Annotated in this window: 16 protein-coding genes; 12 read left to right on the forward strand and 4 right to left on the reverse strand. The window is 65.7% G+C overall.

Going from position 1 to position 15,346, the window contains the following annotated elements:
* The first annotated feature begins 36 nt into the window (after positions 1–36).
* From C8J46_RS11070 to dapE, 9 genes are all read left to right on the forward strand, one after another.
* On the forward strand, positions 37–339 hold the full coding sequence (locus C8J46_RS11070) for a hypothetical protein (protein ID WP_243643331.1): 303 nt from the start codon (positions 37–39) through the stop codon (positions 337–339).
* A gap of 87 nt (positions 340–426) precedes the next feature.
* Positions 427–561: a 50S ribosomal protein L34 gene (gene rpmH, locus C8J46_RS11075; protein ID WP_031393806.1), complete on the forward strand. Its 135-nt coding sequence runs from the start codon at positions 427–429 to the stop codon at positions 559–561.
* Positions 562–563: 2 nt separating this feature from the next.
* A complete protein-coding gene (gene rnpA / locus C8J46_RS11080; RefSeq protein ID WP_132739571.1) occupies positions 564–956 on the forward strand; it encodes a ribonuclease P protein component in 393 nt (130 codons plus the stop codon).
* A 178-nt stretch (positions 957–1,134) separates the two neighbouring features.
* On the forward strand, positions 1,135–1,383 hold the full coding sequence (yidD, locus tag C8J46_RS11085; protein WP_132738837.1) for a membrane protein insertion efficiency factor YidD: 249 nt from the start codon (positions 1,135–1,137) through the stop codon (positions 1,381–1,383).
* Positions 1,380–3,086, forward strand: a complete 1,707-nt coding sequence (gene yidC, locus C8J46_RS11090; RefSeq protein ID WP_132738839.1) for a membrane protein insertase YidC — start codon at positions 1,380–1,382, stop codon at positions 3,084–3,086. Before yidD ends, yidC begins: the two co-directional genes overlap by 4 nt.
* A gap of 59 nt (positions 3,087–3,145) precedes the next feature.
* The gene (gene yihA / locus C8J46_RS11095) at positions 3,146–3,763 is read left to right on the forward strand and encodes a ribosome biogenesis GTP-binding protein YihA/YsxC (RefSeq protein WP_132739574.1); all 618 of its coding nucleotides are present in this window, start codon (positions 3,146–3,148) and stop codon (positions 3,761–3,763) included.
* A 156-nt stretch (positions 3,764–3,919) separates the two neighbouring features.
* Entirely contained in the window at positions 3,920–5,347 is a 1,428-nt protein-coding gene (locus C8J46_RS11100; protein WP_243643333.1) for a S41 family peptidase, read from the forward strand.
* Positions 5,348–5,415: 68 nt separating this feature from the next.
* Positions 5,416–6,087: a glutathione S-transferase gene (locus C8J46_RS11105; protein ID WP_132738842.1), complete on the forward strand. Its 672-nt coding sequence runs from the start codon at positions 5,416–5,418 to the stop codon at positions 6,085–6,087.
* A 13-nt stretch (positions 6,088–6,100) separates the two neighbouring features.
* Entirely contained in the window at positions 6,101–7,216 is a 1,116-nt protein-coding gene (gene dapE / locus C8J46_RS11110) for a succinyl-diaminopimelate desuccinylase (protein WP_132738845.1), read from the forward strand.
* Between the two features lie 182 nt (positions 7,217–7,398).
* Here the strand turns inward: dapE and C8J46_RS11115 are convergent, their stop codons facing one another.
* From C8J46_RS11115 to C8J46_RS11125, 3 genes are read right to left on the reverse strand one after another with little or no spacing between them, the layout of a single operon-like run.
* Positions 7,399–8,049, reverse strand: a complete 651-nt coding sequence (locus C8J46_RS11115) for a Smr/MutS family protein (RefSeq protein WP_165886525.1) — start codon at positions 8,047–8,049, stop codon at positions 7,399–7,401.
* Entirely contained in the window at positions 8,024–9,403 is a 1,380-nt protein-coding gene (locus tag C8J46_RS11120; RefSeq protein ID WP_243643334.1) for a murein transglycosylase A, read from the reverse strand. The genes C8J46_RS11115 and C8J46_RS11120 overlap by 26 nt, the downstream gene beginning before the upstream one ends.
* Positions 9,400–10,044 (reverse strand): Tim44/TimA family putative adaptor protein, encoded by a 645-nt coding sequence (locus C8J46_RS11125; protein WP_132738848.1) that lies wholly within the window; start codon positions 10,042–10,044, stop codon positions 9,400–9,402. The genes C8J46_RS11120 and C8J46_RS11125 overlap by 4 nt, the downstream gene beginning before the upstream one ends.
* 164 nt (positions 10,045–10,208) lie before the next feature.
* On the opposite strand from C8J46_RS11125, the gene secB reads away from it, so the two are divergent.
* From secB to trpS, 3 genes are read left to right on the forward strand one after another with little or no spacing between them, the layout of a single operon-like run.
* Positions 10,209–10,721 (forward strand): protein-export chaperone SecB, encoded by a 513-nt coding sequence (gene secB / locus C8J46_RS11130; RefSeq protein WP_132738851.1) that lies wholly within the window; start codon positions 10,209–10,211, stop codon positions 10,719–10,721.
* Positions 10,722–10,746: 25 nt separating this feature from the next.
* Positions 10,747–12,312 carry a murein biosynthesis integral membrane protein MurJ gene (gene murJ, locus C8J46_RS11135; protein ID WP_132738854.1) on the forward strand — a complete coding sequence of 522 codons (1,566 nt, stop codon included), beginning with the start codon at positions 10,747–10,749 and terminating at the stop codon, positions 12,310–12,312.
* A gap of 9 nt (positions 12,313–12,321) precedes the next feature.
* On the forward strand, positions 12,322–13,329 hold the full coding sequence (gene trpS / locus C8J46_RS11140) for a tryptophan--tRNA ligase (RefSeq protein WP_132738857.1): 1,008 nt from the start codon (positions 12,322–12,324) through the stop codon (positions 13,327–13,329).
* Positions 13,330–13,560: 231 nt separating this feature from the next.
* Here trpS and dnaA read toward each other — a convergent pair whose 3' ends face one another.
* A complete protein-coding gene (gene dnaA / locus C8J46_RS11145; RefSeq protein ID WP_132738860.1) occupies positions 13,561–15,054 on the reverse strand; it encodes a chromosomal replication initiator protein DnaA in 1,494 nt (497 codons plus the stop codon).
* Positions 15,055–15,346 lie beyond the last annotated feature (292 nt).

Genomic DNA, 15,346 nt, shown 5'->3' on the forward strand with positions numbered 1-15,346 from the left:
CTTGCCATCCTAATACACCGGACCCACATGCCTTCCGTGAAAGCAGTCCGCTCCCCCGTCCTCCGCTTCGGCCAGTTGGTGCTCGGGATGCTGTTGATCGTCGCAGCGCCGCTCCTTGCGCCGTTGCCAGGACCGGCGGGCATCTTCCTGTTTGCGGGCGGGATGGTTCTAGTCCTGCGCAATTCGCGCTGGGCGCGGTTGAAATGGGCGCGGCTCAAGCGGCGCTGGCCGCGGACCGGGCATTTCGTCGACCGGATGATGCGGCGACAGAGCGCGATGCGGCGCCACGAGCGAGCGAAGGCGTCGAAAAGCGCTGCTGCCAAGGCCGGTGCGAATTGACTTACCCGCCCCGTTTCCGTAAGCGCCCAGCCATCAAGGCCGTCCCTGTGGCGGCCGTTTTCTATTTGATGACCTAGGGAATGACCAATGAAGCGGACCTTTCAGCCGAGCAACCTGGTACGCGCACGCCGTCACGGCTTCCGCGCACGGATGGCGACGGTCGGCGGCCGGGCAGTGATCCACGCACGCCGCGCCCGCGGTCGCAAGAAGCTGTCGGCCTAACTATTCTCGACAAACGCCGCGATTTTCTCGCGGCGAATGCGGGGAAGCGCGCACCGATGCCGGGATTCGTCCTGCTCATGCGCCCCCGCGATGACGGTGACGAGACGATGCGAATCGGCTTCACCGTCACTAAGAAGATCGGCAACGCCGTCGTCCGGAACCGCATGAAACGGCGGTTGCGGGCGCTGGCGCGCGAGCTGTTGGCGGAACGCGGCGTTGCCGGGGCCGATCATGTGTTGATCGGGCGTAACGGCGGGGTCGAGCGGGATTTCGCCTTGTTGCGAAGCGAGTTGGGTAAGGCTTTCCGGAAGGTTACGCCGCAGGCCACTGATACCGCATCGGCGCAAGCCACCACCCCGGCGAAGGCCGGGGCCCAGGTGGGAAAGCGGCCGTGATTCAGCACCGCCATTCGTTAGCGACGTCCCCCAGCGGGGCCCCGGCCTTCGCCGGGGTGGAAATGCCTCACTCGAAGCGGTCCTATTGGCCCTTGTTCTCCCGCGAAGGCGGGAGCCCAGTCTGGGTCCCCGCCTTCGCGGGGAAACAATCTTGGGGCGTGCTGGCCTTGGCTGCACCATGCTAGCCCGCCTCCTCATCCTCATCGCCCGCGGCTGGCAACTCGGCCCTTCGCTCGTCCTGCCGTCGAGTTGCCGCTACGATCCTTCCTGTTCAGCCTATGCAATAGAGGCCGTTGGGCGCTATGGCGCGCTCAAGGGGGGCTGGTTGGCGGCGAAGCGTATTGCGCGGTGCCATCCGTGGGGCGGGTACGGCCCCGATCCGGTCCCAGAGCTGAAGCCTAAAAAATTGAAAGACGCCGCCCTGTGAAAGACGACAAGCAGAATTTCGTGCTGTTCGCGGTGATCGCGGCGCTGATCCTGTTCGGATGGCCGCTGATCCAGGGCAAGTTCTTCCCGACCGCGAATCCGCCGGTCACAAAGATCGAGGGTGGCAAGACTAAAGCGATCGCCAACCCCGCCGCCGATCCGGCCGCGGACGGCGCCGCCGCGATCGGCGACCGTAACGCCGTGATCGCCAGCACCCCGCGTATCCGCATCGAGACGCCGCGCGTGTCCGGCTCGATCAACCTCAAGGGCGCGCGGATCGACGATCTCGTGCTCAAGGGCTATGACGAGACCGTCGCGAAGAACTCGCCGCCGATCCGCCTGCTGTCGCCCGCCGGCGCGCCCGACGCGTATTTCGCAAGCTTCGGCTGGCGCGCGCAGGGCCTGACCCCGCCTGCTGCCGATGCCGTCTGGACGTCGTCGGGCGCGACCACGCTGACCCCGACCACGCCGGTCACGCTCGACGCGACCAACGCCACCGGCCAGCGCTTCCGAATCCAGATCGCGGTCGACCAGGATTACATGTTCACGGTCCGCCAGACCGTCCTGAACGCGGGCACCGCGCCCGTCCCCGTCGCCACCTATGGCCTCGTCAACCGTGTCGGCATCTCGAAGGATCCGTCGTCGATGACGATCCATGTCGGGCCGATGTCGGTCGACAATGGCGGCGCGCATTACCGTCCGAACTACAAGGACATCGACGAGGCTACGCAGAAGTTCACGACCACCGGCGGCTGGCTCGGCTTCACCGACAAATACTGGCTGACCGCGATCATCCCCGACCAAGGTCAGGCGTTCGACGGCCAGTTCCGCGCCGGCGCCAACAAGGCCTATCAGGCCGATTACGCGCTCCAGCCCAAGCAAGTCGCACCGGGCCAGGCGATCACGCAGACCTCGCGCTTCTTCGCGGGCGCGAAAGAAGTCCGCCTGCTCGATCGCTACACCGATCAGCAGGGCGTCGCGAAACTCGATTACGCGATCGACTGGGGCTGGTTCCGGATCGTCGAGAAGCCGATCTTTTACTATCTCGACTGGCTGTTCCGGATGATCGGCAATTTCGGTGTCGCGATCATTCTGCTGACCGTGACGATCCGCGGCCTGCTGTTCCCGATCGCACAGCGTCAGTTCAAGTCGATGGCCGCGATGCGCGCCGTGCAGCCGAAGATGAAGCTGCTGCAGGAGAAGTATAAGGACGACAAGGTCCGCATGCAGCAGGAAGTGATGGCGCTGTACAAGACCGAGGGCGTCAATCCGCTCGCCGGTTGCGCGCCGACGCTGTTGCAGATCCCGATCATGTACGCGCTGTACAAGGTGCTGATGCTGACGATCGAGATGCGTCACCAGCCATTCGTCGCGTGGATCAAGGATCTGTCGGCGCCCGATCCGCTGACGCCGCTCAACCTGTTCGGCCTGCTGCCGTTCACGCCGCCGCACATGATCGCGATCGGTGTCGTGCCGATCATCCTGGGCATCAGCATGTACTTCCAGTTCAAGCTGAACCCGACGCCGATGGACGACACGCAGAAGCAGGTCTTCAAGCTGCTGCCATGGGTGCTGATGTTCGTGATGGCACCCTTCGCGGTCGGCCTCCAGGTGTACTGGATCACGTCGAACTGCCTGACCATCATCCAGCAGAAGCTGCTGTACGCCCGCCATCCGGGCCTGAAAGTGCCGGTGACCAAGTGAACGACGTCCCTAACTTAGGTCCCGACCTCGAACAGACCGACGCGCCGTTCACGCCCGAGATGCTCGAGCATGCGCGGAAGCTATTCGCGGGGCATGTCGGCTTCCTGAAGTCCGCGCCGACGCTCGAATTCCTGCCCGATGCGTTGGTGCCGGAAGTGGCGTTCGCCGGCCGCTCGAACGTCGGCAAATCGTCGCTGTTGAACGCGCTCACCGGGCGCAACTCGATGGCACGCACGTCGAACACGCCGGGCCGTACGCAGGAGCTGAACTTCTTCGACGTGGGCGCGCCGCTCGCATTCCGCCTCGTCGACATGCCGGGCTATGGGTTTGCCAAGGCACCCAAGGACGTCGTCAAGAAATGGCGCTTCCTGATCAACGACTTCCTGCGCGGGCGTGATGTTCTCAAGCGTGCGCTCGTGCTGATCGACTCGCGCCACGGAATCAAGGACGTCGACCGCGAGATCCTCGAGATGCTCGACAAGGCCGCGGTCAGCTACCGCATGGTCTTGACCAAGGCGGACAAGATCAAGGCGTCCGAGCTCGTCGAGGTCACCGAGCGCACCGCGATCGAGGCGCGCAAGCGTCCGGCCGCGCATCCCGACATCCTCGTCACGTCGAGCGAATACGGCATGGGCATTCCCGAACTGCGTGCGGCGGTCGTCGAAGCGGTCAGCTAAGCGATTCGGTCCTCATCGATCCTCCTCCGCGAGCGGGAGGATCGAAGGTCGGCATGACCGGCGCACCGAGAAAGAACCGACTTTCGATCAATCTGATATTTCCGCCTGACACGGTCCGTCAAACTTCGTAGCCTCTCGTCAAAGGGGATCGTGGGTATGCGTAGGACATTGGTGGGGCTGTTGGCGATGACGGCGATGCTGTCGGGCTGTGGCGGCAGCGATAACGGTTCGATCTCGACGGGCGGCAGCACGCCTTCGCCAACGCCTACAAGTACCGCGGGCTGTTCGCTCCGCGAACGCCAGGACTGGGCCGCGGCACAGCTTCGCGAATGGTATCTGTTCCCCGATACGCTGCCCGCCAGCCTCAGCCCGGCAGCGTACACGACGGTCGACGACTATATCGACGCGCTGACCGCCACCGCGCGAGCGCAGCGCAAGGATCGGTATTTCACCTATCTGACGTCGATCAAGGAAGAGACCGCCTATTATAACTCTGGGTCCAGCGCCGGGTTTGGATTCCGACTCGCACTGGATCAAACCGGCCAACGCCTGTTCTCGGCGGAGTCGTTCGAGGGCGCGCCCGCTCTTGCCGCCGGGATCGATCGCGGGACGGAGATTTTGGCGATCGGGACGACGGCTGCCAATCTGCGCACCGTCAGTGCGATCGTCGCCGCGGAGGGTACCGCCGGACTGACCGCCGCGCTTGGCCCCGATACCGTCGGAACCTCGCGGGTCCTCCAGATCAACGACGCCGCGGGTACGCGTACCGTCACCGTCGCCAAGGCGGACTTCTCACTGTTGCCGGTGTCGACTCGCTATGGTGCGAAAGTCATCCAGGATGGTGGGCAGAGCGTCGGCTACATCAATCTTCGCACGTTCATCAAAACCGCGGAGCCCGCGCTGAAGACGGCATTTGCCGATTTCCGCGCGAAGGGCGTGACCAAGGTCATCATCGATCTGCGCTACAATGGCGGCGGCCTGATCGAGACGGCGGAGTATCTGGGGGATCTGCTCGGCGGTGCGCGATCGACATCGGAGGTCTTCGATTACGTCACGTTCCGTACCGAAAAGGCCTCGAACAACACGACGCGGTTCTTCGCACCGCAGCCCGAATCGATCGCGCCAACGCGGATCGCGTTCATCGGCACCGGCGGAACGGCGTCGGCGAGCGAGCTCGTGATCAACGCGTTCACGCCGTATCTGCACACCAACGCCGGGCTGATCGGCACCAACACCTATGGCAAGCCGGTCGGACAGATCGCGCTCGACAAGGAAGCGTGCGACGATCGCCTGCGCGTGGTGGCACTGGCGACGCAGAATGCCGCGCGCACCGGTGATTACTATGATGGGCTCGCCACCAAGGTCGAGGCGTCCTGTCAGGCCTCGGACGATATCGGCTATCAACTCGGCGATCCGCTCGAATCGTCGACGCGTCAGGCGCTGAACTTCCTGGCGGGCCGCAGCTGCACGCCGATCACCGGCGACGCGAGCGCACGGTCGTTGCGCACGTCGGAGCCACGGCGCGACCTGCTGATGCCGGATCGGCCCGGCACCGCGCAGCGTGAGGTTCCGGGCCTGTTCTGACCGCTGGAGCCAAGAGGGGGGCGGCGAGCGAGTTGCCTCTCGCCGCCCCCTCGCCTAGCACCGCGCGCATGAAACTGATCATCGGCAACAAGGCCTATTCCTCCTGGTCGCTTCGCGGCTGGCTCGCCTGCAAGCAATCCGGTCTTCCGTTCGAGGAGGTGGTCGTGCCGATGTACGACGCCGACTGGGAAAAGCGCCGCTCGGGCGACGAGTTCGCGCCGTCGTCGGGCAAGGTGCCGATCCTGTGGGACGGCGACGCGGTGGTGTGGGACAGCCTGGCGATCGTCGACTATCTCGCCGACAAGGTCGGGCGCGACCGCTTCTGGCCAGAGGACAATGCCGCACGCGCGATGGCACGGTCGATGGCCGCCGAGATGCATTCGAGCTTCGCCGCGCTGCGTCGCAAGCACAGCATGAACGTGCGCCAGGTGTTCCCCGCGCAGCAACCCGACGATGACGTCCTGATCGAGTTGCAGCGAATCATGGAATTATGGGCCCAGGCGCGCGCGCGCTTCGGTGGCGGGGGCGATTTCCTGTTCGGCCAGTTCGGCGCGGCGGACATCATGTTCGCGCCGCTCGTCACCCGGATCGTCACCTATCAGCTGCCGATCGCCGGTTTTGCAGCAGGCTATATGCAGGCGATGTTCGAACATCCCTTCATGCAGGACTGGATCGCCGCCGCGCAGGAAGAGGAATGGGTCCTCGAACAATTCGAACAGCCGGTGGCGACGCCCGCTTGATCGGGAGGACAAGATGATCGACCCCGTCCAACTGACCCAGGCGCTGTTGCGCGCGGATAGCGTAACGCCCGCGCGGGGAACCGTGTTCGACGTGCTGGAGGCGGCGCTCGTGCCAATCGGCTTCGCGGTCGACCGGTTCGTCGTCGGTAAAGCGCCTGACGGCCCGGTAGAGAATTTGCTCGCCACACGCGGCGCGGGGCCGCGTCATCTGGCGTTTGCCGGGCATGTCGACGTTGTTCCGCCCGGTGAGGGCTGGACCGGATCGCCCTGGTCCGGCGAGGTCCGCGGCGGACTGCTGTACGGACGCGGTGCGGTCGACATGAAGGGCGCGGTCGCCGCATTCGCCGCCGCCGCCAGCCGCAGCGATGCGGGAACGCTGTCGCTGATCATTACCGGCGACGAAGAGGGCCCTGCGACCTATGGCACCGTCGCGCTAATGGAGCGGATGGCCGCGCGCGGGATCGTCCCCGACCTGTGCCTCGTTGGCGAACCGACCTCGACCGCACGGCTTGGCGACATGGTGAAGATCGGGCGGCGCGGCTCGGTGAACATCTGGATCGACGTCCCGGGGCGCCAAGGCCATGTCGCCTATCCGCATCTCGCCGACAACCCGATCCCGCGGCTGATCGCGATCCTCGCGGAGATTGACGCCGTGGTGCTCGACCAGGGTACCGACTGGTTCCAACCATCGAACATCGAAGTCACCGACATCACCGTCGGCAACCCAGCGCACAACGTCATCCCGGCCAAGGCGATGGCGCGGCTGAGCATCCGGTTCAACGACCGCCACCGTGGCGCGGATCTGATCGACCGCATCCGCGCAATCGCCGAGCGTCATGCGCCGGGTACGGTCGTGACAGGCAAGGTATCCGGCGAGGCGTTCCTGACCGAGCCGGGTGCGTTCTCGACGCTGCTGTCGGATGCGATTGCGGATGCCACCGGCATCACACCAGAGCTGTCGACAACCGGGGGCACCTCCGACGCGCGCTTTTTGTCGAAGCTGTGCCCGGTGGTCGAGTTCGGCTTGGTCAACGCGACGATGCACAAGGTCGACGAAGCGGTCGCGGTCGAGGATCTGCGGACGCTGACGGATATCTATGCAGGTGTGATCACACGGGCGCTGCGGTAGCGCGCCGACGCAGGTCCCTATCGCCTAACGACCCCGCCGTTCCCTAGAACCGATCACTCCCCGCGAATACCGTCACCCCAGCGAAAGCTGGGGTATCCCCGTTTGACGGGCGACGCGGGCGACGGTGAAATATCCCAGCTTCCGCTGGGATGACGGAATTGGAAAGGTCGAGAAACCTCCGCCTACTCGTCCCCCCGCCCGCGGCGCAGGACGATATACAACGCCCCCTGCCCGCCGTGTCGCGGATGCGCGCCGCGGACCGCAGCGATCGAGTCCGCGTGGCGCGACCCTGCCAGCCAGTCCGCCACCGCCGACCGGATCGCGCCACGCGCGTGCGGGCGTTCGCTTTCGGGGCGCGGTGGCTTGCCGGTCACCAGCAGCAGCACACGGTCGCCCCGCGCGATCGCCCGGCCCAGCCCGACGTCGAGCATCGCATGCGCCGACGCTAGCGTATGCCCGTGCAGATCGATCGAACTGTCGGGACTGACCACGCCGCGCGTCAGCCTCTTGTCCCAGCCGCCATCGAGCGTGTTCGCGGTGATCGGCTTCGCAACCGGCCGCGGTGCCGCCACCGGCTTCGCACCCGGTCGGCTAGCGAACGGCGTGACGACGGTGCGGACGAGCGGCTTTACCCGCCCCATCGGCGCGGGCGGCGGCGGCACGACTTTGCCATTGGGGCCAATCACCGGTTTCGGTGGAGGCGGCAGCGGCGGGGCGCGCTCTGGAATGCGGATTGCGACCGTGCGCATCGGCCGGACGCTCGCCATCACGCGCGCCCAGAGCTGCGCCTCCTCCGGGGTGAGGGGGTCAGGGTTGAGGGGTCGACCCGCCATCTTGCGCCCCATTCGCTAGACCGTTGAACCGCTGGCTGTTGAGACGTTGTACGGTACCGATGGGCAGCAATAGATACGCGGTGCCACGCCCCGCCATCCCACCCGCGGTCGACTCCGCCGCTGGGCCAGCGCCCCAGAACGTGTCGAAGCGATTGCTCCCCTTGATCGCGCCGCCGGTGTCCTGTGCGACCCACAAACCACTCGCATCCTGCCGATCGAGCGACAGGAACACCGGTGCGCCCAGCGGCACGAACTTGACGTCCGCCGCCGCGCTCACCTGACCGGTGACCGGCAATCCAAGCGCCCCCAAAGGCGCGCCCTCCAACTCGCGGAAGAACACGAAGCTCTTGTTCTCGCGCATGATCGCCTGCCCCTCGGCCGGATGCGCGTGCAACCAAGCGACGATCCCCTGCATCGAGGTCTGTCCCGGTTGCAGAAGCCCGCGCGACTTCATCAGCGCACCGATGCCGGTGTAATCGCGGCCATTCTGCGTCGCGTAGCCGATCCGCAGGATCTCGCCATCGGTCAGCCGAAGCCGCCCCGACCCCTGGATCTGGAGGAAGAACAACTCCACCGGATCGCGCGCCCAGGCGAGGATCGGTGCACGCCCGGAGATAGCGCCCTGCTCGATCGCGGTGCGGTCGTAATAGGGCACCAGATTGCTGCGATCGACACGACCGCGAATCTTCTTGCCCTTCAAGCTTGTCGAGAACGCGCCGAGATCGACATCGACCAGATCGTTCGGCCGCCCGTAGATCGGCGCATACCCATCGCGACGCTCGAGCGAGCCGGCAATCTCGGGCTCGTAATAGCCCGTCGCGAACGCCTTGCCGTCGCCGACCTGGACCGCCTCGAACCACTGCGTGAAGAAATTCCGCGCGCCACCGCGGGGGACGGACGCCGCCGCCGCACAGGCCGGCTGCCAATCGGCACCGCGCGTCAGCCCCGACGCATCGTTGCGGCGCATCAGCGACGGGCAACTCGTGACGAAAGCCGCGAGCGCGGACTGCGCCTGCGTATCGTCGATCGGCAGGCTCGCGATCGCCGGACCAGCGGTGACGCCGGCGGTCGCCGCGTTGACGGGGGCCGCGGGTGCAAGGACGGGAGCCGGTAACAGCGGCACCGCGCCCACGATCCGCGCGGGCATCTGAATGCCACGGATATTAGGCGATGCACCGGTATCGCGCGACGGGTGGACGCGGACCGGCTCGCGCGAAGGCTCTCGGTCGGAATTGCCGCCGCGATCGACCGGCGCGGGGCCTGCGCGCGGTGGCTCGACGCCGCCGACGCACGCGCTAAGCGCCAAAGCTAGACCCAGTGCGCTAAGCCCCGCCCCCCTGAAACGCACGGTCACGCCTCGTCGGTGTCGGCAAGCTTCCAGTTCGGATCACTGCTCTTCAGCGTCCGTGCGAAGGTCCAGACGTCGTGCGTCTCGACCGCGTCGGTCAGCGAGCCGGCCAGGACATTGCCCTCGCCATCACGCGTGACGGCGGCAATATCCGCATCGAACCGCACCGTGATCCGAGCATCGCGACCCGACACGCTCGCATCCGAAATTACCGCACGCTCGATCGAGACAAGACGGTTGTCGAGCACTTCGCCCGCCGCAATCCGTGCGGCGATCGCCTCGGCAAAGGCCGTCCGGACATCGTCTTCGGCCAGATAGCCAAGCTCGTCCTCGTCGCCCTTCCAGAACGCTTCGAGCACCATGCGGTACGCAGCCTGTGCGCCTTCGAGGAACTGGTTGACGTCAAACCCGGGTTCGGCGGCGACGATCGAACGCAGGCCAGCTTCGGCACGCGGCTCGATGTTGCGGCTGACCATCTCGCGCGGCTCAGGCGTCGCATCGACCGTTCGCGGAACTGCGGCAAGCGCAGGCCGGTCTTCGGCTGCGCGCGGCAAGGGCTGTTCATGCCCTGTCCGCTTACCGAGCACGCTGTACAGTCGCATCGCCAAGAAGCCTGCAACCATCGCGAGAAGTACTACGTAAAACAACCGTGCCTCCGATCTTCGGGCTAACATAGGCCAAAGCTGCGCTTATTCAAACCCGCGCCCGTTGAAACGCCCCTCGGGCACTGCTAATCGCACCGCTTCGACCCAATGGAACGCACGAGCATTCCGCTTCGGTCCCATCTTTGCGCATTTCAAGGACATGACGAATGGACGATCAGGACAACGGCATCACCATGCCGGACCAGGCTATCGCGAATGGCGAGGACACGATCCCAGCCGCCGGGCTGATCTCGCAGTACGTCAAGGATCTGTCGTTCGAGAACCCGAACGCTCCCGCGGTCTACCAGAACCAGACCCCGCCGGCGATCGATGTGCAGTTCAACATCGGCGCGGCGCAGGTCGGCGACGAGGTGCATGAGGTCGTGCTGAAGATCGACGTCCGCGCGGAGACCGACGGGCAGGTCGCGTTCATCGTCGACCTTTCGTACGCAGGGCTGTTCGGACTCCGCAACATCCCGGCCGAGCATGTCCAGCCGTTCCTGCTGGGCGAGGCTCCGCGCCTGCTGTTCCCGTTCGCGCGCCGCGTGTTGTCGGATGCGGTGCGTGACGGTGGTTTCCCGCCGCTGCTGCTCGAGCCCATCGACTTTGGCCAGCTGTACCTGACGCAGTCGGAGCAGCAGGGCATCCAGCCGAACGTCGGCGATTTCGGCCAAGCCTGATCGAACGGAGGCGGAGCGGTATTAGATGAACCTGACCAAGGCGCTGGGATCGGTCGGCGGGCTGACGCTCGCCAGCCGTGTCCTGGGGCTCGTGCGCGACTCGCTGTTCGCGCGGTTCGTCGGCGCCGGCTTCGCGTCGGACGCGTTCCTGATCGCGTTCCGCCTCCCCAACATGTTCCGCGCGCTGTTCGCGGAGGGCGCGTTCTCGGCCGCGTTCATTCCGATGTTCAATCGGAAGGTCGGCGACAAGGATGGCCGCGGGCTGCCCGACGGGATCGCGTTCGCCGAGGACGCGCTGTCGGTGCTGCTGCCGACGCTGATCCTGATGACGGTGCTGTTCGAACTCGCGGCGTGGCCGATGACGTGGCTGCTGACCTTCGGGTTCAATGGCGCGAGCGCTGAGCGGTTCGACTATGTCGTCCACCTGTCGCGGATCATGTTGCCCTACCTACCGCTGATCAGCCTTGTCTCGCTGCTTGGCGGCATCCTCAATTCGCTGCACAAATTCTGGATCAACGCGGCCGCGCCAATCCTGCTTAACGCGACGCTGATCGCCGCGCTGTTGCTGTTCCACGAGCACCAGCCACTGCTGACCGCGCGCAACCAGGCGATCGCGGTGACGATATCGGGCGCGTTGCAGCTCGGATGGCTGATCTACGCGTGCCGGGCGTCGGGCGTGAAGCTCCGGCTGAAGCGTCCGCAGCTTAACCCCGACGTGAAGAAGCTCATGTCGCTGATCTGGCCTGCCGCGGCGGGTGCCGGTGCGGTGCAGATCAACCTCGTCGTCTCGACCGCTCTGGCCGCCGCCCTGCTGCCGGCGGGATCGGTCTCGTACATCTATTTCGCCGACCGCCTGAACCAGCTTCCGTTAGGCCTGATCGGCATCGGTCTTGGCACCGTCCTGCTCCCCACCATCTCGCGCCAACTCGGCCGCGGCGAGGATGCGGAGGCGATGGCGACGCAGAACCGCGGCATGGAGCTGGCGCTGTTCCTCACGCTGCCCGCGACGGTCGCGCTGATCGTCTGCGGCGTGCCGATCGTCGGCGCGCTGTTCCAGCACGGCAAGTTCGCGCTCGACGACAGCGTGCTGACCGCGCAGGCGCTCGCCGCGTTCTCGATCGGACTGCCGTCGTATATCCTCGTGAAGGTCCTCACGCCGGGCTATTACGCGCGCTCCGACACGCGCACCCCAGTTCGCTATGCGACGATGTCGATGGTCGTGAACCTCGTCCTCAACCTCGCCTTCATCAAGCCGCTCGGCCACATGGGCCCGCCGCTCGCCACCGCGATCGCCAGCACGGTCAACGTCGCGATGCTGTACCGGACGCTGGTCCGTCGCGGGCACTTCACGCCCGACGCGCGGCTGCGCCGGCGGACGTGGCGGCTGCTGGTCGCCGCGCTGATCATGGGCGTCGTGATGTATTTCCTCAACGACCTGTTCCAGCCGTTCGTAACGGGCATCAGCATCCAGCGCTGGGGGGCGATGCTCGTGCTGGTGACGACCGGCGGTGTCGTCTATGCGATCGCGACCCTGCTCACCGGCGCGTTCCGGCTGGGCGACATCTCCACGCTTCTGCGTCGTTCCAAGTAAGGTTTTTCCATGCGCGTCCTGTCCGGCATCAAGCCCACCGGTAATCTCCATCTCGGCAATTACCTGGGGGCGGTGAAGCAGTGGGTGACGCTGCAGGACGACGTCGCGGCGCAGGGCGGCGAGTCGATGTTCTTCATCGCCGATCTCCACGCGCCGACTGAGTGGATCGCGCCCGCCGAGCTCTCGTCGCACACGATCGAGGTCGCCGCGACGATGATCGCGGCGGGAATCGATCCGGCGAAGTCGATCCTGTTCAACCAGGCACGCGTGCCCGCGCATAGCGAGATGGCATGGCTGCTCAACACCGTCGCGCGCGTCGGCTGGCTGAACCGCATGACGCAGTTCAAGGACAAGGCGGGCAAGAACCGCGAGGGCGCGAGCGTCGGACTGTACGACTACCCAGTGCTGATGGCCGCCGACGTGCTGCTCTACAACGCGACGCACGTCCCGGTCGGCGAGGACCAGAAACAGCATCTCGAACTCGCGCGCGACATCGCCACCAAATTTAACGGTGATTACAAGGTGGACCTGTTCACGCTCCCCGCCCCGCTGATCAGCAAGGCCGCGCCGCGGATCATGTCGTTGCGCGATGCGTCGGCGAAGATGTCGAAATCGAACCCGTCCGAGCAGTCGGTCGTCAAGCTGATCGACAGCGACGACACCATCGCCGACAAGTTCCGCAAGGCGAAGACCGATCCCGACGTGCTGCCGGCGACGGTCGAGGAACTCGGCGACCGCGCCGAGGCGCGCAACCTGCTGACGATCTACGCGGCGCTGGCGGACAGCGATGTGGCGACCGTACTCGGCGAGTTCGGCGGTAAGGGCTTTGGCGCGTTCAAGCCGGCGCTCGCGGATCTGGCGGTGGCGAAGCTCGGGCCGATCCGTGACGAGATGGTGCGGTTGCTCGATGATCGCAGCGCGGTAACGGCGGTGTTGCAGGCGGGGGCGGAGAAGGCGCGCGCGCTGGCGGCACCGGTGTTGAAGCGAACGCAGGATGCGATGGGGTTGCAGGTCTAAACCCTGCCCGCGACCTAAGCCCTGCCCGTCACCTAGGAATATGATCGTCACCCCAGCGAAAGCTGGGGTCTCCCTCGTTGCACGCTACCCCTGCCAAACGGGAAGATCCCAGCTTTCGCTGGGATGACGGACGAGGGGTGGGATTCAGCTAGGATCAGATAGAAAGCTTGTTCCCCCGCGAAGGCGGGGGTCCAGACTGGGCTCCCGCCTTCGCGGGGGAACAAGGAGGGGCTAGCCCTCCAGCTCGCGCATCAGCACGCGCACGGCGGCATCGATATCGCGGTCCGAGTCGCGCAGTTCCTCGATCTTCCGCACCGCATGGATCACCGTCGAGTGATCACGCCCACCGAACTTCCGTCCGATCTCCGGCAGTGACCGAGTCGTGAGCCGCTTGGCCAGATACATCGCGATCTGCCGCGGCCGCGCCACCGCCCGCGCACGCCGCGCGGAAATCAGGTCGAGCGGCTTCAGTTCGAAATGCGCGGACACGAGCTTCTGGATCTCGTCGATCGTCACGCGCTTCTGCGCCCCGCGGAGCACCTCTCCGAGCGTCGCAACCGCAAAGTCGAGGTCGATCGTGTCCCCGGTCAGCTGCGCATACGCAACGACGCGGTTGAGGGCGCCCTCGAGCTCGCGAATGTTCGCATGGATACGGCTCGCGAGTAGATCGAGCACGTCGGTCGGCACGCGCATGTCGGGCAGGTCGACCAGCTTCCGATCGAGGATCGTCCGGCGCAGCACCAGATCGGGCGCCTTGATGTCGGCGACCAGCCCGACCGACATCCGGCTGACGATCCGCGCCTCGACGCCTTCCAAGGCCTGCGGACAGCGGTCGGCGGAGATCACGAGCCGCTTGCCGGCCGCCATGATCTCGTTGACCGTGTGGAAGAATTCTTCCTGCGTCGCATCCTTGCCGGCGATGAACTGGAGATCGTCGATCAGCAGCAGGTCGGCACCGCGCAACCGCTGCTTGAAGGCATGCGTATCGCGCGCGCGCATCGACGCGACGAAGTCGTACATGAACCGCTCGGCGGACATGCACAGCACGATCGCGTTCGGATTATGCTCGAGGAACGCGTGACCGATCGCGTGCATGAGATGGGTCTTGCCCTGCCCCGTGCCGCTGTGGAGGAACAACGGGCTGAACCGGACCGGGCCTGGCTCGGCGAGCACCTTGGCCGCGTTGAACGCGACCTTGTTCGACGGATCGACGACGAATCGCGCAAACGTGTAGCGCGGATCGAGCGGCGGGCGTTCGGCCGGCACGCCGACCGGCGCGGAGGCCACGACAGGCGCCGGCGCAGGCTTCAGCGACGGATCGACGCCGAACTTCATCGAAACCTGCGCAGGCTCGGCGACGGGCTTGGAAGCCGGCTTGGCCTCGACCGGCACCGGATCGGCAACGGGCTTGGCTGGAATGGCGTCGGCGACCGGCTCGATCGCGAGCACGACGGGCGCGCGACCCGGCGCCCGGGTCTCGATCTGGACGGTGCGGACGTGGGGCAGGATCTGCTTGAATTCGAGCACGAGTCGGTCGGCATAGTGATTGCGGACCCAGTTCGTCATGAACGCCGACGGCAGCGCGAGGCGGATCGTGTCGCGATCGTCACCCGGAACGAGTTCGATCGGTTTCAGCCACTGCTCGAACAGGCGGGCCCCCGCCGACTCGCGCAAGGATGCACGCACGCGGGCCCAGGCCTTCTCGGCCTCGGTCGCGTGCGTCATTGATCCTTGCCACTTCGTCACGCGCACGCTTCTCCGACCCCGCGAGATTGCTCGCGCGGGTGATATAGTCCCGACAGAAAATGGTCCCCCGACGACCCCAAGGGTCATCCGGCATCTTCGCCCTGTGTGTTTGATGCAGCGGTGGAAACCACCGTCGCTGTGAGCCCCGTTATGAAGCGATCGGCGATCCGGGCAAGACCCCGACGCGTCACATTTTCGAAATAAAGCGGGTTGACTTGATCAAGCCGCGGAAATGCGTCGATATTTTTATAAGTGGCTGTGTTTACGTATT

This window comes from Sphingomonas sp. PP-F2F-A104-K0414, from assembly GCF_004340945.1.
Taxonomy (GTDB): Bacteria; Pseudomonadota; Alphaproteobacteria; order Sphingomonadales; family Sphingomonadaceae; genus Sphingomonas.